Source organism: Campylobacter sp. CNRCH_2015_1657, from assembly GCF_025772685.1.
Lineage (GTDB): Bacteria > Campylobacterota > Campylobacteria > Campylobacterales > Campylobacteraceae > Campylobacter_D > Campylobacter_D lari_D.
This window is the reverse complement of sequence record NZ_JAKMSO010000007.1, coordinates 14,609-33,737: the sequence shown is the minus strand read 5'-3', so window position 1 is coordinate 33,737 and position 19,129 is coordinate 14,609. Positions and strand designations below refer to the sequence as shown.

Annotated in this window: 16 protein-coding genes; 9 read left to right on the top strand and 7 right to left on the bottom strand. The window is 28.8% G+C overall.

The window, feature by feature from the left end; all coding sequences use genetic code 11:
- Positions 1-16: 16 nt before the first annotated feature.
- Genes murJ through rseP form a run of 9 tightly spaced genes read left to right on the top strand, consistent with a single transcriptional unit; the run spans position 17 to position 10,310 of the window.
- Positions 17-1,471 (top strand): murein biosynthesis integral membrane protein MurJ, encoded by a 1,455-nt coding sequence (murJ, locus tag L8X27_RS05800; RefSeq protein WP_263671585.1) that lies wholly within the window; start codon positions 17-19, stop codon positions 1,469-1,471.
- Positions 1,471-2,853 (top strand): cysteine--tRNA ligase, encoded by a 1,383-nt coding sequence (cysS, locus tag L8X27_RS05795; protein WP_263671586.1) that lies wholly within the window; start codon positions 1,471-1,473, stop codon positions 2,851-2,853. Before murJ ends, cysS begins: the two co-directional genes overlap by 1 nt.
- Entirely contained in the window at positions 2,846-4,609 is a 1,764-nt protein-coding gene (locus L8X27_RS05790) for an ABC transporter ATP-binding protein (RefSeq protein ID WP_263671587.1), read from the top strand. Before cysS ends, L8X27_RS05790 begins: the two co-directional genes overlap by 8 nt.
- A gap of 50 nt (positions 4,610-4,659) precedes the next feature.
- On the top strand, positions 4,660-5,718 hold the full coding sequence (locus L8X27_RS05785; protein WP_263671588.1) for a quinone-dependent dihydroorotate dehydrogenase: 1,059 nt from the start codon (positions 4,660-4,662) through the stop codon (positions 5,716-5,718).
- Complete coding sequence (locus L8X27_RS05780) at positions 5,715-6,968, top strand: M16 family metallopeptidase (RefSeq protein ID WP_263671589.1); 1,254 nt, start codon at positions 5,715-5,717, stop codon at positions 6,966-6,968. Before L8X27_RS05785 ends, L8X27_RS05780 begins: the two co-directional genes overlap by 4 nt.
- Positions 6,958-7,854 carry a 4-hydroxy-tetrahydrodipicolinate synthase gene (dapA, locus tag L8X27_RS05775; protein ID WP_133319239.1) on the top strand — a complete coding sequence of 299 codons (897 nt, stop codon included), beginning with the start codon at positions 6,958-6,960 and terminating at the stop codon, positions 7,852-7,854. The genes L8X27_RS05780 and dapA overlap by 11 nt, the downstream gene beginning before the upstream one ends.
- The gene (locus tag L8X27_RS05770; RefSeq protein WP_087689753.1) at positions 7,854-8,633 is read left to right on the top strand and encodes an enoyl-ACP reductase; all 780 of its coding nucleotides are present in this window, start codon (positions 7,854-7,856) and stop codon (positions 8,631-8,633) included. Before dapA ends, L8X27_RS05770 begins: the two co-directional genes overlap by 1 nt.
- A gap of 38 nt (positions 8,634-8,671) precedes the next feature.
- On the top strand, positions 8,672-9,202 hold the full coding sequence (gene pgsA / locus L8X27_RS05765) for a CDP-diacylglycerol--glycerol-3-phosphate 3-phosphatidyltransferase (protein WP_263671590.1): 531 nt from the start codon (positions 8,672-8,674) through the stop codon (positions 9,200-9,202).
- Between the two features lies 1 nt (position 9,203).
- Positions 9,204-10,310, top strand: a complete 1,107-nt coding sequence (gene rseP / locus L8X27_RS05760) for an RIP metalloprotease RseP (protein ID WP_263671591.1) — start codon at positions 9,204-9,206, stop codon at positions 10,308-10,310.
- Here rseP and L8X27_RS05755 read toward each other — a convergent pair.
- From L8X27_RS05755 to tyrS, 7 genes are all read right to left on the bottom strand, one after another.
- Positions 10,307-11,137 (bottom strand): hypothetical protein, encoded by an 831-nt coding sequence (locus tag L8X27_RS05755; protein WP_220566632.1) that lies wholly within the window; start codon positions 11,135-11,137, stop codon positions 10,307-10,309. The two genes, rseP and L8X27_RS05755, sit on opposite strands and share 4 nt — an antisense overlap.
- 11 nt (positions 11,138-11,148) lie before the next feature.
- On the bottom strand, positions 11,149-11,946 hold the full coding sequence (locus L8X27_RS08065) for a methyl-accepting chemotaxis protein (protein ID WP_259443340.1): 798 nt from the start codon (positions 11,944-11,946) through the stop codon (positions 11,149-11,151).
- 550 nt (positions 11,947-12,496) lie between these two features.
- On the bottom strand, positions 12,497-13,003 hold the full coding sequence (locus L8X27_RS05745; RefSeq protein ID WP_220566630.1) for a PAS domain-containing protein: 507 nt from the start codon (positions 13,001-13,003) through the stop codon (positions 12,497-12,499).
- A 59-nt stretch (positions 13,004-13,062) separates the two neighbouring features.
- Positions 13,063-14,898, bottom strand: a complete 1,836-nt coding sequence (gene mnmC, locus L8X27_RS05740; protein ID WP_263671593.1) for a bifunctional tRNA (5-methylaminomethyl-2-thiouridine)(34)-methyltransferase MnmD/FAD-dependent 5-carboxymethylaminomethyl-2-thiouridine(34) oxidoreductase MnmC — start codon at positions 14,896-14,898, stop codon at positions 13,063-13,065.
- Complete coding sequence (locus L8X27_RS05735; RefSeq protein WP_263665846.1) at positions 14,895-16,835, bottom strand: N-acetylmuramoyl-L-alanine amidase family protein; 1,941 nt, start codon at positions 16,833-16,835, stop codon at positions 14,895-14,897. The genes mnmC and L8X27_RS05735 overlap by 4 nt, the downstream gene beginning before the upstream one ends.
- Positions 16,828-17,925 (bottom strand): nitronate monooxygenase, encoded by a 1,098-nt coding sequence (locus L8X27_RS05730; protein ID WP_263671844.1) that lies wholly within the window; start codon positions 17,923-17,925, stop codon positions 16,828-16,830. Before L8X27_RS05730 ends, L8X27_RS05735 begins: the two co-directional genes overlap by 8 nt.
- The gene (tyrS, locus tag L8X27_RS05725) at positions 17,925-19,127 is read right to left on the bottom strand and encodes a tyrosine--tRNA ligase (protein WP_220566337.1); all 1,203 of its coding nucleotides are present in this window, start codon (positions 19,125-19,127) and stop codon (positions 17,925-17,927) included. The genes L8X27_RS05730 and tyrS overlap by 1 nt, the downstream gene beginning before the upstream one ends.
- Positions 19,128-19,129: the final 2 nt, after the last annotated feature.

Here is a 19,129-nt window from a genome sequence, read left to right as displayed (position 1 = left end):
TAAAGAATGAAAATTAATGAGAAAAAATATTGTTTTTAAAAATTTCATCATCAATGCCTTAGGAATTTTATTTTCTAGGATTATGGGCGTTTTAAGAGATATTGTTTTAGCTTTGTACTTAGGAGCTGGAATTTATAGCGATATTTTCTTTGTGGCTTTAAAAATGCCTGCTTTTTTTAGAAGAATTTTTGCAGAAGGGGCCTTTGGACAAGCTTTTTTACCAAGTTTTTTAAAAGCAAGTAAAAAAGGTGCTTTTTGTATAAATGTTTTATTGCAATTTAGTATTATAGTGTTTTTAACCTGTATTTTAGTGAGTTTTTTTGCTGAATTTTTTACAAAGATTTTTGCTTTTGGCTTTAATAAAGAAACAATTATCTTGGCTGCGCCTTTGGTTTCTATTAATTTTTGGTATTTGTTTTTTATTTTTTTGGTAACTTTTTTAGGCTCTTTATTAAATTATAAACAAAATTTTTTCATCACTTCTTTTTCTGCTTCATTTTTTAATCTTTTTGTTGTGATTGCAGGTTTTTTTGTCAATCAAGATGAGCCTTTAGAGGCCTTGTATTATTTTTCATATGCAACTGTCTTAAGTGGTTTAGCTCAACTTATATGGCATATTTTTGCTTTAAAAAATACTAGAATTTTAAAAAGCATGTATTTAAGCATAAAACTTAAAAAAACAAAGACCAATTTAGATAAATTTCATTCTACTTTTACCCATGGACTTTTAGGCTCTTCGGCAAATCAAATTAGTTCATTATTAGATACTACTATAGCTAGTTTTTTAATGGCTGGAAGTATTTCGTATTTGTATTATTCTAACAGAGTTTTTCAGCTTCCTTTAGCTCTTTTTGCAATCGCTCTAAGTCAAGTAAGCTTCCCAAAAATACTAAGACATTTAAAAGCAAATGAAGAACAAAAAGCCTTAGCTTTTATGCAAAAAGCTTTTGAATATTTAAGCGTGCTTTTGATTTTAGCTAGTATAGTTGGGATTATCTTAGCTAAAGAAATTGTGGAGTTTTTATTTCAAAGAGGAAATTTTAATCAAGAAGATACAAAAATCACTGCATTTTTATTACAAGCTTATCTTTTAGGACTTTTACCTTTTGGTTTGCAAAAACTTTTCTCTTTGTGGCTTTATGCTAAATTTAAACAAAAAATAGCCGCTGTAATCGCCTTTAAAACACTTTTTATATCAGCATTTTTTAGTATAGTGATTATTTTACTTATCAAAGAAGAAACTTATAAGAGCTTAGGCATTGCATTAGCTTCATCTATTAGTGCTTTTTATTTATTATATGCTAATATTAAAGAATTTGGCTTTAAAAATCTTTGGGGTATTTTTAGGGTTAAATTTTGGCTTATTAGTATAGTATTTTTAAGTTTATTTGCTCTAGGCTTATTTGAAATTAAAGATATTTTAATACAATTTTTAATTGGAATTTATCATTTTTTTAAAGGTTTGTTTTAATGGTTTTTTTTGATAGTGTTTTAAAGAAAAAATGCGAATTTATCCCAAATGAGGCAAAAAAAGCAAACATTTATCTATGCGGGCCTACTGTATATGATGATGCACATTTAGGACATGCAAGAAGTAGCGTGTGTTTTGATTTTTTAAGAAGAGTTTTGCTAGCAAATGATTATGAAGTGGTTTTTGCTAGAAATTGCACTGATATTGATGATAAAATCTTAAAAAAAATGCAAGAGAGTGGTAAAAGTTTAGAAGAAATTACAAATTTTTATATTAAAAGATATGAAGAAGATATGCAAGCGCTTAATATCTTAGAACCTGATTTTAAACCAAAAGCTACAGCTTATATTGAGCAAATGATTATATATATAGAAAAACTTTTAGAATTAAACCTAGCTTATAAACTTGAAGATGGAATTTATTTTGATACTAGCAAAGATGATAAATACTTTTATATCTCTAAAAGAAATTTAGAAGATAATCAATCACGCTTAGAAGAAAGTGTAGCCAAAAAAAATGATAGCGATTTTGTTTTATGGAAATTTGATGAAAAATTTTATCCTGCAAGTTTTGGTAAAGGAAGACCAGGCTGGCACACAGAATGCGTTGTGATGATAGAAAGTATTTTTAAAGATAAACTTGATATTCATGCAGGAGGCATAGATTTACTTTTTCCTCATCATGAAAATGAAGCTTGTCAGTGTCGTTGTAAAAACAATCATGAGTTGGCTAATTTTTGGCTGCATAATGGCTTTGTGCAAATTAATGGTGAAAAAATGAGCAAAAGCCTGGGAAATAGCTTTTTTCTAAAAGATTCTTTAAAGCTTTTTAGTGGAGAGGTTTTGAGATTTTATCTTTTAAGTGTGCATTATAGAGCACATTTTAACTATGCTTTGGAAGACTTACAAGCTGCTAAAAAAAGACTTGATAAATTTTATCGCTTAAAAAAACGCTTAAATTTAAATGCTTTTATAGATGAAAAAACTACCATAGAAAGTGAAGTAGCTAAAAATATCTTAGAAGTTTTAAATGATGATTTAAATGCCTCTAAAGCCTTGGCTTTACTTGATGAGTTTATCAATGAAAGTAATATTTACTTAGATCAAAATCTAAAAGACAAAGCTTATAAAATACAATTAGAAAAAACCTTAAAAGAACTCGCTTTTATTTTTGGTATAGGTTTTATGGATACTATAAAATATTTTCAATTTGGCATTAGTGAAGAAAAATGTCAAGAAATAGAAGAAAAAATCGCTCTACGCAACAAGGCAAAGCAAGAAAAAAACTATGCCTTAGCAGATCAAATTCGTGATGATTTAGCTAAAGAGAATATTCTTTTAATGGATACACCAAATGGTGTGGTATGGGAGAAAAATGGATAAAAATTACAAAGAAATGAAGCTTAAAGAGGTTTTTACTCGCTTTAAGCCTTATTATAAAGATTATTGGTTTTATTTTGTTTTAGCTATTATTGGCATGCTTTTAACTAGTGGTGGAACGGCAGCTAGTGCATATATCATAGAGCCTATTTTAAATAAAATTTTTATAGAAAAAAATGTTGATTTGCTTTATTATATGCCTTTGCTTGTTGTTTTAATTTATGCTTTAAAAAATCTTGGTACTTATATGCAAGTTTATTATATATCTTATGTTGGGACAGATATTTTAAGAAGATTAAGAGAATTAGTTCTTGGCAATCTTTTGCGCTTAGATATGAGTTTTTTTCATAAATACAGAAGTGGAGAATTAATCAGCAGATGTACTTCTGATATTGGAGCTTTACAAAATATAGTTTCTACTATAATACCTGAAATTTTAAGAGAAAGTTTAACCGCGATTGGACTTTTAAGTGTGGTAATTTATCAAAGTCCAAAACTTGCTTTTTTTGCTTTAGTTATTTTACCTTTAGCAATTTACCCTCTTGCTATTTTTGCTAAAAAAATCAAAAAAATAGGACGCAATACTCAAGAAAAAAATTCTGATCTTACTTCAAGATTAAGTGAAATCTTTTCTAATATAGAACTTATTAAAGCTTCTAATGCAGGTAAAAATGAAATGCAAAAATTCAGCCAAACTAATAGCGAAGTTTGCAAACTTTCCTTAAAAGGCATTAGAATTGAAGCTTTAAGTAGCCCTTTAATGGAATCTATGGGTTCAATTGGCTTTGCAATAGTAATTATAATAGGTGGTAAAGAAGTAATTGATGGAAGTTTAAGCATAGGTTCTTTTTTTAGCTTTACTACAGCTTTATTTATGGCTTATACTCCTATTAAAAGACTTTCTTCACTTTATACAAGATTGCAAAATGCAGTAGCAGCTAGTGAGAGAACTTTTTATCTAACTGATTTAGAACCACAAATTAAAGGTGGCGATGAAAAACTTGCAGAAAACATCCAAAATATTCATTTTAAAAATGTCTCTTTAAGCTATCAAAAAGATAAAATAGTATTAAAAGATGTAAATTTTTCTTTTGATAAAGGAGAAATTCTAGCCTTAGTTGGATCAAGTGGTGGAGGAAAATCTTCTATTATCAATCTTTTGATGTATTTTTTTGAAAAAGATAGTGGTGAGATTTTAATCAATCAAAAAGACATTAGTTCTTTTGATATTATTAGTTTAAGAGAAAATATTTCTTTGGTAACTCAAAATATTTATATATTTAATGACACTATAGCTCAAAATATTGCTTATGCTAAAGAATATAACGAAACACGCGTGATAGAAGTTTTAAAACAAGCTAATGCTTATGATTTTGTCCAAGAACTTGGTGGTATACATACTGAATTAAAAGAACATGGGAAAAATCTCTCCGGCGGACAAAAACAACGCATTGCCATAGCAAGGGCTTTATATAAAAATCCTCAAATTTTAATTTTTGATGAAGCAACTTCAGCACTTGATAATGAAAGCGAAAAAGCCATAGTAAGAACTATAGAAAGCTTAAAAAAAGATCGCTTAATACTCATCATCGCTCATAGGCTTAGCACTATAGAAAATGCTGACAAAATTGCTGTGCTTGATAAAGGAAAAATAGCTTCTATAGGAAATGATGCTTATTTAATGCGACATTGTGAAATTTATCAAAAATTAAAACAAAAAGCACAAAAAACTGATAAAGTTAAAGAAAATGAAAACTAAGAATTATCATTTTTTTAGTAAAATATGCTATTTTGTAAAAAAGGAAAAATATGACTTATGAAAGTTTAAAACCTTTAATATATAAATTAGATCCAGAAAATGCCCATGCTTTAGCTGAATTTAGTATGCGAACGCTAGATTATATATTTCCTGGAGGGCTTAGTTTTTTTGCAAAAGATTGTATAATAAATGATGAAATTTTAAATCAAGAAATTTTTAATTTAAATTTTTACAATCCTGTGGGTTTAGCAGGTGGCTTTGATAAAAATGCAACTATGATAAGACCGCTAAGTGCTTTAGGTTTTGGCTTTTTAGAATATGGAACTTTCACCCCAAAACCTCAAAATGGCAACGAAAAACCTAGACTTTTTAGACTTGTTGAACAAGAAAGTATTCAAAATGCTATGGGTTTTAATAATAAAGGTAAAGATGCTATCGCAAAAGAAGTAAAAAAAGTCTATCCTTTTAGCATACCTTTAGTAGCAAATATAGGCAAAAATAAAATCACTCCAAATGAAGAAGCTATTAATGATTATATTATTTTATTAAAAGAATTTAAAGATTTGTGCGATTTGTTTGTGATTAATATATCCTCTCCAAATACCAAAAATTTAAGAGATTTACAAAGTGAGGAATTTGTAAGCACCTTATTTAATCAAGCAAAAGAAATCACAAAAAAACCTGTGATTTTAAAAATTGCTCCAGATATGAGTATAGATAGTGCAATTTCACTTTGCAAAAGTGCTATTAGTGCAAAAGCTGATGGTATTATCATGGCAAATACTAGTATAGATTATTCTTTAATTGATAATACAAGAACCTTTGGTGGAATTAGTGGTAGATTAATCACTCAAAAAAGTGCGACATTTTTTAAAGAAGTAGCTAAAGAAATTTATCAAGATACTATTTTAATAGCAAGCGGTGGTATAGATAGTGCTGAACTTGCTTATGAACGCATTAAAAATGGAGCTAGTTTGGTTCAAATTTATACAGCTATGATTTTTAAAGGACCAAGCATTGTTAAAAATATCAATCAAGGATTAATTGAACTTTTAAAACAAGATGGTTTTAATCATATTAGTCAAGCTATAGGAGTTAATTTTAAATGATTAATTATAAAAAAATCACCCTTGAAAATGAACTTGAAATTTACACTTTACCTGTAAATAAAAAAAGCGGGGTTATAAGTGTAGATATTTTTTATAAAGTTGGCTCAAGAAATGAAAAAATGGGAAAAAGCGGCATAGCTCACATGCTTGAACATTTAAATTTTAAAAGTACAAAAAATTTAAAAGCAGGCGAATTTGATGAGATAGTCAAGGGTTTTGGTGGAGTGGATAATGCAAGTACTGGTTTTGACTATACGCATTATTTTATAAAATGCTCTAGTGAAAATTTAGACAAATCTTTGTGGCTTTTTGCTGAATTAATGTGTAATTTAAATTTAAAAGATGATGAGTTTCAGCCTGAAAGAAATGTAGTTTTAGAAGAAAGGCGTTGGAGAACTGATAATAATCCTTTAGGATATTTATATTTTAGATTATACAATCATGCCTTTTTACACCATCCATATCATTGGACTCCAATAGGCTTTTTTAAAGATATACAAAATTGGAAAATAGAAGATATACAAGATTTTCATCAAACTTTTTATCAACCCAAAAATGCTATTTTGCTTGTGAGTGGCGATATTAATGAAGATGAAGTTTTCAATCTTGCTAAAAAACATTTTCAAGATATAAAAAACACCAAAGAAATCCCTATAGTTCATGAAAAAGAACCTGAACAAGATGGTGCTAAACGCGTGATCTTGCACAAAGAAAGCGATACGCAACTACTAGCACTTGCATACAAAATTCCTGCATTTAATCATGAAGATATGCCAAAACTTTGCGCATTGAGTGAGCTTTTAGGAAATGGAAAAAGCTCATTAATAAGTGAAATTTTAATTGATAAATTAGAACTAATCAATGAATTTTATGCCTATGCAAGTGAAAATATAGATGAGAATTTATTTATATTTATTTGTGTTTGTAATGAAGGTATAAAAGCAGAAGATGTTGAAAAAGAGCTTTTGAAAATTCTTGAAGATGTAAAAAATGCCAAATTTGATGATGCTATCATGGAAAAAATCAAAAATACCGTAAAAAGTGATTTTATTTTTTCACTAAGCAATGCAAGTAGCGTTGCAAATATTTATGGATCTTATCTTGCAAAGGGTGATTTAAAACCTTTGCTTGATTATGAAAAAAATATAGAAAATCTAAGCAAAGATGATTTAATTCATTGTGCTAGAAAATACTTCAATGAAGACAAATCTACAACAATAATCTTAAAAAGGGGCGAAAATGGACAATAACATCATCATAGGAGCAATGACAGCTTTAATAACTCCATTTAAAAATGGAAAATTAGATGAGCAAACTTACCATAAACTTATCAAAAGACAAATCGCAAATGGAATTGATGTAGTAGTGCCTGTTGGAACAACCGGAGAAAGTGCCACCTTAACCCATGAAGAACATAGAATTTGTATAGAAATAGCACTAGATGCATGCAAAGGAAGTTCTTGTAAGGTTTTAGCAGGGGCAGGAAGCAATGCCACGCATGAAGCTGTAAGTTTAGCTAAGTTTGCACAAGAGCATGGAGCTGATGGAATTTTAAGCGTTACTCCATATTATAACAAACCCACACAAGAAGGTTTATATCTTCATTATAAAGAAATAGCAAAAAGTATAGATATACCTGTACTTTTATATAATGTCCCAGGAAGAACAGGGTGTGAGCTTCAAACAGAAACTATTATAAGATTATTTAGAGATTGTGAAAATATTTACGGAGTAAAAGAAGCTAGTGGAAGCATTGATAAATGCGTTGATTTGCTAGCGCATGAACCTAGAATGATACTTTTAAGCGGGGAAGATGCGATTAATTATCCTATACTTTCAAATGGCGGTAAGGGTGTGATTTCAGTTACTTCAAATTTACTTCCTGATATGATTTCAAAATTAACTCATCTAGCTTTAAAAGAAAAATACATTGAAGCTAAAAAAATCAATGATGAGTTATATAATATTAATAAAATTTTATTTTGTGAAAGCAATCCTATACCTATTAAAGCGGCAATGTATATAGCAGGTTTAACCCCTACTTTAGAATATCGTTTGCCACTTTGCAAACCTAGTGATTGCAATTTAACAAAAATAGAAGCGATTATGAAAAACTATAACATAAAAGGATTTTAATGGATACTTTTTTTCAAAATAAAACTTTAGTAATTAGCGGTGGAACAAGAGGGATTGGTAAAGCTATTGTATATGAGTTTGCAAAAGCAGGAGCCAATGTAGCTTTTACTTATAATTCTAATGCAGATTTAGCTCAAGAAATTGTGAAAGATTTAGAAAATAATTATAAAATCAAAGCAAAGGCTTATGAATTTAATATACTTGAACCAGAAACATATAAAGAGTTGTTTGAAAAAATCGATCAAGATTTTGATAGAATAGATTTTTTCATCTCTAATGCTATCATTTCAGGTCGTGCCGTTGTAGGTGGATATACTAAATTTATGAAATTAAAGCCAAAAGGTATTAATAATATTTTCACAGCAACCGTAAATGCTTTTGTTGTTGGAGCACAAGAAGCGGCAAAAAGAATGGAAAAAGTTGGTGGGGGTAGTATATTATCTATTTCTTCAACAGGAAATTTAGTTCATATTGAAAATTATGCTGGTCATGGTACAGCTAAAGCAGCGGTTGAAGCTATGGCAAGATATGCTGCAACCGAGCTTGGTTCTAAAAATATCCGTGTAAATGTAGTTAGCGGTGGACCAATTGATACTGACGCGCTTAAAGCATTTACAAATTATGAAGAGGTAAAAAATGCAACTATCAATCTTAGTCCGCTAAACCGCATTGGACAGCCACAAGATCTAGCTGGCGCATGTTTATTTTTATGCTCTGATAAGGCAAATTGGATCACAGGCCATACTTTGATCGTAGATGGTGGCACCACCTTTAAGTAATATTACCTTAAGGGTGTTTTATAAAGGATTTTAAAAGTATGAATTTACCCAATATCTTAGCTTTTATAAGGATATTATTAGCTCCACTTTTGTTTTTTTTACTTATTAATGATTTTGAAAATATCCATCCTAGTTGGGTAAATTATTTTGCTTGTGTTATTTTTAGCATAGCTGCTTTAACTGATTTTTTCGATGGCTATATTGCAAGAACTTGGAATCAAACTACTAAACTTGGAGCTATTATAGATCCTTTAGCAGATAAAATGCTTATTCTAGCTGCATTTTTAGGGTTATTACTTACACAAAAAGCTGATCCATGGATGGTTTACATTATCTTAGTAAGAGAATTTTTCATCACCGGCTTTAGAGTGGTTATGGTAAGTGAAAAATTTGATGTAAGTGCTTCTTTTGCAGGCAAAATAAAAACAACCTTTCAAATGATAGCTATTATATTTTTAATTATGCAATGGCCTTTTGCTAATATATTGTTATTTATTGCTTTAGTACTTACACTTTATTCAGCTTTTGAATACATACTAGCTTATGTAAAACATTTAAAAAAGGTATAAATTGAAATCATATTTATTTTTATTTATTATCTTAGTTATTGGCTTTAAATTTTATTCTTTTAGTTTTTTAATAACACTTTTAGTGATATCTTTTTTAATTTTTTTTCACGAATTAGGACATTTTTTAGCTGCAAAACATATGAGGGTTGATGTAGAAATTTTTAGCATAGGTTTTGGAAAAGCTATTTTTAAAAAAACTTACAAAAATACAGAGTATCGCTTATCTGCTCTACCTTTTGGTGGTTATGTTAAACTTAAAGGACAAGATGATTTAAATCCTAGTGAAAAAAATTATGAGCCAAATAGCTATAACACTTTAAGTCCTTTAGCTAGAATTTATATACTTTTTGCGGGACCATTTTTTAACTTTTTTCTAGCATTTTTACTTTATATAGCCATAGGTTTTTTAGGGGTTCAAAAACTTGCACCTGTTGTTGGAGATATAGCGCCAAACTCAGCTGCACAAAAAGCAAATTTACAAATTGGAGATAAAATCCTAGCTATAGATGGAGTTAAAATTCAAAGTTTTGAAGAAATTGGCAAACTTGTTCACGCAAAACCAACCCTGCTTGACATAGAACGCGATAATAAATTTATCAATATCACTTTAACACCGCAAATTGACCAAGGCTATAATGAGTTTTATCAAAAAGTTCAAAAACCTCTTATTGGTATAGCACCTAAGGGTGAGTTTGTTACTATTTATCACTCAGGAATTAGCAGTTTAAAATATGCTTATGAAGAAAGCATAGAAGCTTCTTTGCTTATTTTTAAAGGTCTTGCTAAAATCATCAGCGGGGAATTAGATGCTAAAAATATGGGTGGAATCATCACTATGGTGGATATAACCTCCAAAGCAGCAAATACTAGTATAGTAGTTTTATTTTTAATCACAGCTTTAATTTCCATCAATCTTGGAGTACTAAATTTACTTCCCATTCCAGCACTAGATGGAGGACATATACTTTTTAATCTTTATGAATTAATTTTTAAAAAAGAAGTACCAAAAGTATGTTTTGAATATCTTAGTTATTTTGGCATGGCTTTGCTTTTAAGCTTAATGGTATTTGTAACTTACAATGACATTACTCGTTTTATGAGCAATTAATAAGTCCTAGTAGCAAAATCATAGCGATTAAACTCGGCTATACTATTTTTACGATAAAAGCTATTATAAAATTGCTTACTTAAACTTTGCTCATAATTTAGTCTAAACTTAACCCACATTGCCGTTTGATCTTTTGCACTTGTTTTTTCATCTTGATAATTAAGTGATAAATCCAAAATAGAAATTGGAGAATAAGTAATGTTATACTGATTTTGTGTTTCTTTCATGTTAGAATTTACATTTAAAACATTTAAATAAGGTAAATCAAATATAACCCCAAACTCTGTACTATCATCACTATTATTTTCTTTTATATCATAATGATTAGCATATGCTTTAAAATATTGACTAAATTGCAATTCAGCACCAAAACTATTTTTTGCATAAGCTTGTTTATATTGATCATTAAAATAATTAAAACCCAAATTGATTTCATCAAATTCATAACGATTAATAATTCCCAAAGAATAAGCTTGCTCTAACTGCCCTATTCTTGCTTGTTTTTCTAAAAGTAAAGTAGCATTATCATAATCTAAAATTGAGTTGATATTTTTAATATTTACATTTAAAGCGTTATAATCTAAACTAGCTTCTGTTTTGTCCTTTGAGCTTAAATTTAAAACCTGTGCTAAAGAATTACTAGCAAAAGTACCAAAATCAACATTTTGAGCTTGATACTCCTGCGGTTTTTGAAAAAATACTTGTTTAGAAATTGCATTTGTTTTTTGTTCTTTAGTTATATTAACATCACCCTCACTTAAGCTTTCTTCTAAATTAGAAGCAAGCACATTTAAACATATACAACTTAAAAAAATGTATTTTTTCATTTAACCTCTTATTAAATATGTTTTTTATGCTCTATTTCGCTTATCATTTTTTCATTTATATCTTGAATTTGCTTAATATGTGCATAAATTTTTCTTTCCTCTTTGACTATTTGATTGTTTCTTATACAATCAAATAATTTTTCTATATAAGAATTTAAATTTTGATTTAAAACATAAATATTACTTGTAGAATCAAATTTGGCTAAATTTTTATCTTCTATATCTTCTATTTTGGAATTAATCACACAAGAGCAAGCTAAATATGTTTTTAAACAACACTCTAAATAAAGCAATATTTTATTAGTATCAACACTTGTCTTAGAAATCTCATCTAATAAAATTTTAGCTTTCTCATCAACACCGGTAAACACCTCTTGGAATTCTTCTAAACTTGAGTTAGATTTTTTAGCAACTTTATAAGCTTCATTAGTTATATTTTTAATATTACTCATTTGCTCTATTGATACTTTAATCATCACAGAAATTTCTTTGGCGGCCTCTTGAGTTTTTTCAGCTAAATGTCTTACCTCGTCTGCAACTACCGCAAAACCTCTACCATGCTCTCCTGCACGAGCTGCCTCAATAGCTGCATTTAATGCTAAAAGATTGGTTTGCTCTGTAATATCTTCTATAATAGATATAAAAGAAGAAACATTATTAATTTGCTGTGAAAAAGTATCCATTAAAGTATGAATTTGAGTGATATTTTCGCCTAAATTTTGCAAATCGACTGAAATTAATTCTGCATTTTTGGCACTTTTTGAAGAATGAGTAGAAATATCATTTGCTTGCTCATATATATCATGCATAGTGCTTGCATTATCATTTAATTTCACATTAATCAAAGCTAATTCTTTTTGCAAAGAATCTGACATATCCTTAGAAACATTTTCAACAACAATACTTCTTATGGATAAATTTTGAGTTTTTTCTATTTCTAAAGTAGCTTCATTAATAATTTTAGCATTATATGCGAAAGTACCCATTAAGCCTTCTAATCTTGCTTTTCTATAAAATCTTTGTTCTTTTACAGCTAAAATAGCATTAAGAATTTCTCTATTAAAAGCCTCCATTTGATCAGCTAAATCATTCACAACCCAACTTAATTTTCCTACTCCAGATTTTGGAACAGCTATATGAGTAATTCTTGCTTCCAAATTTCCTTTTGTAAGCTCATTTAAAACTTGAGTAATCCTTAAAACTTCCTTATTTCTATAATAAGCACTAGCAAGTCCAAATAACACGACTAAAGTTCCAATCACACAAAAAATAAAACCAAAAATATTATTTTCTACTATTTCCAAGATTGCCATCAAACAAAATAAAAATAAAGCGAAATAATTTACAGATTGATTGATATTATATTGATAAAACCAATTCTTCATAACTCATCCCTTTTGTATTTAAATAATCATCAAGTTTCTTCCTTGATGCACCTTTTCCACCTTTTTGCTCTTCAATCAAAAGCTCTTTGTATAATTTTTCTATTTTTTCAACTGCTTCTTTTTTGGGTTTTAAACGCATAGAATAATACCCAACAACTTCTCCTTTGGAATCAAACGAAGGACTGACAAAAGCCAAAACCCAATAAAATGATCCATCCTTTGATAGATTCTTAACATAAGCTATAATCTCTTTTTTACTCTTAAGTCTTTCCCAAAGTAATTCAAAAACAACTTTTGGCATATCCGGATGACGCACTATATTATGAGGTTTTCCCAATAATTCTTCCTCACTATAGCCCGAAAGAGAAATAAAGATTCTATTGCAATATATGATTTTTCCTGTAGTATCTGTTTTGGAAATAATCATTTGTCCGTCATTGAAAAATTTTTGATTATTATTTGGCAAAATTTTTCTTTTCATATACCCTCCTTAAAATATTAATTTTAATATACCAATATATAAAATTAATAAATCAAGGATTAAATAAGTCCTTTTTTAAGCTTTCTAATTAAGAATCTTGCAGGATGTAAGGCATGTAAAAATTCTTTTTTTATTCTTGGCTCATCAAAAATCAATGAGCTCATCACTCTAGCACAAACAATAGCACTAGCAAAAGCTCTAGATCCATGAGCAATAGAAAAATACAAAGGAATAAAATCATTTGGTATGACTTGATTTTTATTTTTATGCCATAAAAGTGCTTTATAATTTTGCATATAAAAATTTTCATCATAGGCTTGACCTGCTATGGCAAATCTATCACTAGAATATGATCTAAATCCTACTTTACCGCCCATTATCTCTAAATTTTCATCATGTAAAAACTCTTTTATGTTTTCAATATTTTGTAAATCATCATTTTTTAAAAGCGTTGTATCTTGATTAAGCCTATCATAACTTGCGCCAATAAGTTGTAAATTAAGCTCCTCATTAATAGGACAAATATATCCTTTAGAAGATAAGGCATGCGGGTTTTTTAAAAATGGTTTTAAATGAGTACATTGACCTCTTACACTACTTAATTTCATATATTTATACTCTAAAAAATTCTTAACATCAGCACCTTGAGCATAGATTAACACATCATAATCTTTTAAAATTTTTTGATTATTAAAATTTAAAGAAAACTTTTCATTTTTATAAGAATAATCTTTAAATTCATACTCAAAAAATACCCTAGCCTTGCTTTTTTGCAAAAGTGTCTTCACAAGCTCTTGAGGTTTTATACAAAATCCATCTTTTAAAAAGGCTTGATTGTTAATAATTTCAAATAAAACATTATCTTTTTGACTATCAAAACGCTCTTGCATAAGCTCATTATGAGCAAATTCATAAACCCCTTGTGGAGTTAAATTTAAAATTTGTCTATAAAATCTACTTGCTTCTAAAAAAGCATATTGTGAAAACTCACCCAATAAAACATCGGGTTTTAAAATCAAAGAGCTTAAAATTCCATTGATATTTCCAGAAGCGCCTTTTCCTAATGAATTTTCTTTTTCAAAAACATCTACTTGAACATTTCTTAAAGAAAACTCATAAGCCATGCTTGCTCCGGCTATACCTGCTCCAATAATAGCTATTTTTTGAATCTCTTTTTTTAAAGATGGGGTATTAAAATATGCAAATTTATCTTCAAATTCTAAACCATTAAAAATGGCTTGTATCATTTCTCTTTTTCTAAAACCTTTTATCTTTTGCACTTGAAAATTGTTGTTAATTAAAGCCTTTTTTAAAACACTAGCAGAAGAAAAAGTTAAAACCTTAGCATTTATTTTTGAGTTTTTAGCAACATCGTTTATAATATTATCATCAAACATATCTTGATTTTTAGAAGGTGAAAAACCATCTAAATACCAAATATTTGCCTTAAAGTCTAAATTTTGTAGATTTTCTTTAGCATCACCAAACACCAAATCTAAAAAACAATCTTGAAAATAAAACCTATAAACTCCATCCTTACATGGAGGATAAAAATTTAAAAATTGCTCTAAAACTTCTTTAAATTCCTCATAAAAACCAAGTTTTTTATAAATTTCTCTTAATTTATCTTTTTCTATATAAAAATTTTCAAAGCTAAGATAAAAAAGTCTTTGATTATGTTTTTTTTCTTTTAAAAAACGCTTTAATGTAAGAAAGAAATTTAAGCCTATACCAAAACCAAGTTCTGCTACAATAGTTTGTTTGTTTTCAAAGTCAAAAGCATTTGTATATATAAATTTGCTTTCACTTAAACCATCACTAGAATTAAAATAATAATCATCAAAATCCAAAGAAAAAGGCGCATTATTTTTTATAATAATATTTGCTTTTTTCATTGATTCTTATAAAAATAACTTTCAATTCCATTGGCAATACCAATGGCTAATAATTCTTGGAAATTTTTATTTGTCAATCTATTTCTTTCACTAGGATGGCTAATATAACCTGTTTCAATCAAAATCGCTGGCATTTGTGCTCCCACTAAAACCCAAAACGGAGCCTCTCTAACCCCACCATCAACAACTTTATATTTTTTTCTTACATTGCTCAAAATTTTTTTCTGCACATCGATAGCTAATTTATTTGAAGCAACTATTTTTTCACGATTTAAAAAATTTAAAAATGTTTGCTTGGAAAAATAATTCATTTCTTCAAAATCTGATTGATTTTCTGCTTCAGCAGCTTTTTTACTTCTTTCGCTTCTTGCAGGAGATAAAAAGAAAGTTTCAATTCCTTGCAAAGTCTTAGCTCTTTGTTTATTTGGTGCTGCATTTGCATGGATAGAAATAAACAAATCTGCCATTTTCTCATTAGCCATGGAAGTTCTATCTCTAAGGTTTATAAATTTATCAGTACTTCTTGTGTAATAAATTTTATATCCTCTTTTTTTTAGCTCATTTCCAAGTTTTAAAGCCACACTTAAAACTACATCCTTTTCTCTAACACCCTTATCTCCTAAAGTTCCTGGATCCTTACCTCCATGACCTGGGTCAATTACTATAATTTTGCCTGATTTTTTGATAGTAGCTTTTGCTGCTTTTGAAGTATTTTTTACTGGCGTTTTTTTAATCTTTTTCTCAAATCCTACAAATAGCTCATCATCATCCAAATCAAGACTAGTCTTAAAATCACTAGTAGAATTTAAAACAATTCTTACTGTAGTTTTATTAAACTGCACTATTGTGATAGATTGATTTTTATTAATATCAATTTTTTTTCTATCGCCTTCTAGAATGGCTTCAAAACTCACAATAGAGCGATACATTTTACCATCTTTAAAAGAGTTGATTTTAATATCTTCAATATCAATATCATTGTTTAATTTTAAATTAACACCACTTTTATCTTTACTTGATTTTAAAATATATAAAGGTTCATTTCTGACAACTTCTTTTTTAACTTCTGTTTTTTTAATCTCGCTTTGTTTTTTAACTATAGGTTTAGGTTCTTCTTTTTTTTCTATTTTTTCAAGTCCCATAAAAAGACTTTGATCTTTAAGCTCTATTTTTACTTTTAATTCTTTTTTAGAACTCAAAACTAAACGCATGCTAGTTGGATTAAATTGTGATACAATAATATCAAAATCTTTAAATTCAAAATTTCTCTTTGGCCCTTTTAAAATTCCATCAAAATCTGCAACATAACGAAAATTATCACCTTTTAAAGTAAAATTTTTTATATCTTTTTGGCTAATTTTTTCACTCAAATCAAGCAAAACACCATTATCTAATTTTTTAACATCAAGAATAAAAAGCTCTTTTTGTGCCGAAGTTTTTTTATCTTCTTTTTTATCTTCTTTTTTATCTTCTTTTTTATCTTCTTTTTTATCTTCTTTTTTATCTTCTTTTTTATCTTCTTTTTTATCTTCTTTTTTATCTTCTTTTTTATCTTCTTTTTTATTAGTAAAAGCCGTAGTATTAGTTTCGTTTTTTACTAGCTCTTTTTTTATTTTTTGATCTTGTATAACTTTTAAAGCATTTTTTAAACGCGAAATTTCTTCTTCACTTACTCCGCTTTCTTTAAGCTCTTGCACATAAGCCTTATCATCAAAACCTAAAAAATTTGAACTAATGATTAATCTTTTTAAAATCTCATTTTTTTCTTCATTATTATCATTAATTACGCTTTGTATATATAAAGATTTTAGTTGTTGATGTAATTGCAATTTTTCTTCTGCATTAGAGGTTAAAAAGTTTTGATCAAATTTTTTAACCTCTACATTAGCAAAAACACCAATATAAAATAATAAAAAAATAAAAAATATTCTAAGCATCTTCACCATAAACTAATTTTTTCATTAGTTCTTCTACACTAATAAGTTTATCTAATCTATACCCATTAGCTCCTGTAAAAAATAAACCTGTTTCTTTTTTGCCACTCCAAGCATCGTATAATCTATCCGCTATACAATAACCTACTTTAGTCGCTTCCTTACCTCTACCACATGGTGCAACGCAGTTGCTCACACAAGAAATTTTTGGCCCCATTCTTTTATCTACTAAATTTAAAAGATTAGTTCTTACTCCTCTTGCAGGATAACCAACCGGGGATTTTAAAAGCTCAATATCTTCTTTTTTACAATCAAGTAATACTTGTTTAAAATCATCACTCGCATCACACTCAAAAGTTCCTATAAAACGAGTTCCCATTTGAACGCCACTTGCTCCTAAAGACATCATCTTTTCTATATCTTGCTTATCCCAAATTCCACCTGCAGCAATCAGTGGTATGTCGCCCCAATTTTTAATTTCTTGCACAACTTGTGGCACCACATTTTCTAATTGATATTCATCCATTAAACATTGCTCATAAGTAAAACCCTGATGTCCGCCGCTTTTTGGTCCTTCAACTATAACTGCATCAGGTAAGCGATTGTATCTACTTTGCCATCTTTTACAAATAATTTTTAAAGCCTTAGCTGATGATACAATAGGTACCAAAGCAACATCAGGATAATCTTGTGTAAATTCAGGTAAATTTGTAGGAAGTCCTGCTCCTGAAACTATCACATTAAAACCAACCTCACAAGCATTACGAGCAATTTGCGCATAATTATTACTTGCATATAAAATATTACAGCCCAAAGGTGCGTCTTTGCAAACCTTTCTAGCATTATCTATCAAAGCTTTTAAGCCTGCTTTTGAGTAAAAATTATCACTACCATAAGGTTTTGCATTAAGTTCTTTATCTATATGTGTTCTATTTTCATAATACCCAGTTCCCACTGAAGAAATAATCCCTAAACCACCATTTAAAGAAACTGCAGAAGCAAGCTTATCCCAACTTATACCAAGCCCCATTCCACCTTGAAAAATAGGATATTTTATCTCATGCTTTCCAATTTTTAAAGCTTTAAAACTCATTATATTACCTTTAATTTTGCAAATTTTCTTTTTCCAACTTGTATAATATATTCTCCACTTTCTAGTTGGTATTGTTCATTTTGAACTTTTTCTCCATTAATACTTACTGCATTAGAACTAATCAATCTTCTAGCAGCTGAAGTAGAGCTTTCCATTTTACATTCCACTATAGCTTTTGCAAGCCAAATACTACCTTCTAAAGTAAAACTTGGCATATCACTAGGAAGCTCTTTTGCACTATGAACTTTGTCAAATTCCTCCTTAGCTTTTAAAGCACATTCATTTGAGTGAAAACGAGCTGTTATTTCTAAAGCTAAATTTTCCTTAGCTTTTTTAGGGTGTAATGAGCCTTTTTTAATATCATCTTTCATTTGCGAAATTTCATTTAAGCTTTTTTCACTTAAAAGCTCATAATATCTAAACATCAACTCATCACTTATACTCAAAACCTTAGCATACATATCTTTAGCATTTTCTGTTACACCGATATAATTTCCTAAGCTTTTACTCATTTTATTTACACCATCAAGACCTTCAAGCAATGGCATCATCATTACCGCTTGCTCTTTTTGGCAATTATATACTCTTTGAAGCTGTCTACCCATTAAAAGATTAAATTTTTGATCCGTTCCACCCATTTCTATATCACTTTTTAATGCAACGCTATCATAACCTTGTAAAAGTGGATATAAAAACTCACAAATTGATATAGGACTTTGCTCTTTAAAACGCTTAGTAAAATCATCTCTTTCAAGCATTCTAGCAACACTAAAAGTCGAAGTAAGTTCTACTATACCAGCAGCACCAAGCTCATTTAGCCATTTAGAATTAAAATGAATTTGAGTTTTACTTGGATCTAAAATCTTAAAAACTTGCTCTTCATAAGTTTTAGCATTTTTAAGTACTTCTTCTTTATCAAGTTTTTTTCTTGTGACACTTTTTCCTGTTGGATCGCCTATTTGAGCAGTAAAATCACCTATTAAAAATTGCACTATAGCTCCATGCTTTTGAAGTAAAGCCATCTTGCTTAAAACTACAGTATGACCTAAATGCAAATCAGCGGCCGTAGGATCAAAACCAGCTTTTACAAAAAAGTTTTCGCCTTTTTCATAATAATTTTTTACCAAAGAAATCAATCTTTCCTCATCAATAATTTCTGCTATTCCTCTTTTAATTTCTTTAATAATTTCTTCAATATTCATTA

What these genes read in the sequence shown, in the direction of transcription:
- dapA (WP_133319239.1), top strand. Translation starts at nt 6,958, where the DNA reads ATGGACAATAACATCATCATAGGAGCAATGACAGCTTTAATAACTCCA.
- murJ (WP_263671585.1), top strand. Translation starts at nt 17, where the DNA reads ATGAGAAAAAATATTGTTTTTAAAAATTTCATCATCAATGCCTTAGGA.
- L8X27_RS05745 (WP_220566630.1), bottom strand. Translation starts at nt 13,003, where the DNA reads ATGAAAAGAAAAATTTTGCCAAATAATAATCAAAAATTTTTCAATGAC.
- L8X27_RS05735 (WP_263665846.1), bottom strand. Translation starts at nt 16,835, where the DNA reads ATGCTTAGAATATTTTTTATTTTTTTATTATTTTATATTGGTGTTTTT.
- pgsA (WP_263671590.1), top strand. Translation starts at nt 8,672, where the DNA reads ATGAATTTACCCAATATCTTAGCTTTTATAAGGATATTATTAGCTCCA.
- L8X27_RS05755 (WP_220566632.1), bottom strand. Translation starts at nt 11,137, where the DNA reads ATGAAAAAATACATTTTTTTAAGTTGTATATGTTTAAATGTGCTTGCT.
- L8X27_RS05730 (WP_263671844.1), bottom strand. Translation starts at nt 17,925, where the DNA reads ATGAGTTTTAAAGCTTTAAAAATTGGAAAGCATGAGATAAAATATCCT.
- L8X27_RS05770 (WP_087689753.1), top strand. Translation starts at nt 7,854, where the DNA reads ATGGATACTTTTTTTCAAAATAAAACTTTAGTAATTAGCGGTGGAACA.
- mnmC (WP_263671593.1), bottom strand. Translation starts at nt 14,898, where the DNA reads ATGAAAAAAGCAAATATTATTATAAAAAATAATGCGCCTTTTTCTTTG.
- tyrS (WP_220566337.1), bottom strand. Translation starts at nt 19,127, where the DNA reads ATGAATATTGAAGAAATTATTAAAGAAATTAAAAGAGGAATAGCAGAA.
- L8X27_RS05785 (WP_263671588.1), top strand. Translation starts at nt 4,660, where the DNA reads ATGACTTATGAAAGTTTAAAACCTTTAATATATAAATTAGATCCAGAA.
- cysS (WP_263671586.1), top strand. Translation starts at nt 1,471, where the DNA reads ATGGTTTTTTTTGATAGTGTTTTAAAGAAAAAATGCGAATTTATCCCA.
- L8X27_RS05790 (WP_263671587.1), top strand. Translation starts at nt 2,846, where the DNA reads ATGGATAAAAATTACAAAGAAATGAAGCTTAAAGAGGTTTTTACTCGC.
- L8X27_RS08065 (WP_259443340.1), bottom strand. Translation starts at nt 11,946, where the DNA reads ATGCATGATATATATGAGCAAGCAAATGATATTTCTACTCATTCTTCA.
- L8X27_RS05780 (WP_263671589.1), top strand. Translation starts at nt 5,715, where the DNA reads ATGATTAATTATAAAAAAATCACCCTTGAAAATGAACTTGAAATTTAC.